This is a genomic window from Caballeronia sp. LZ032 (genome assembly GCF_031451315.1).
In the GTDB taxonomy this organism is placed as follows: Bacteria; Pseudomonadota; Gammaproteobacteria; order Burkholderiales; family Burkholderiaceae; genus Caballeronia.
Map to the genome: position 1 here is coordinate 1 of NZ_JARUXP010000063.1, position 410 is coordinate 410.

Below are 410 nucleotides of genomic sequence, written 5' to 3' on the forward strand. Positions count from 1 at the left end.
GCTGCATGTACAGCTTGGTCATGCCGCCGGTCACCATGATGTCGGTGAGCCTGGCGGACATGGTCTCCGCGCTTGAATCGTTGTGACCGTTCACGCGCAGGTTCTGCGGACGCAGCATCAGCTTCACCGGCTTGCCTGATTGCACCTGTGTGTCGTAGACCATCGCGCGGCCCTTGTCGATGCCTTGCATCGCGAGGCGCACCTGATCGCCTTCACGCGACGTGACCTGTGCATCGAGCAGATTCGATTCACCGAGGAAATCCGCCACGAACACATTCTTCGGACGGAAATAGAGATCAGCAGGCGTACCGAGTTGCGCGATCTTGCCCGCATCCATCAAACAGATGCGGTCCGACATCGTCATCGCTTCTTCCTGATCGTGCGTCACGTAGATGATCGTGGTGCCCAGA

At 58.5% G+C, this 410-nt stretch carries 1 pseudogene; it reads right to left on the minus strand.

The annotated features are described in order from the left end of the window. Positions 1-410: pseudogene (locus QCE69_RS39710) on the minus strand (spermidine/putrescine ABC transporter ATP-binding protein); the annotation flags it as partial.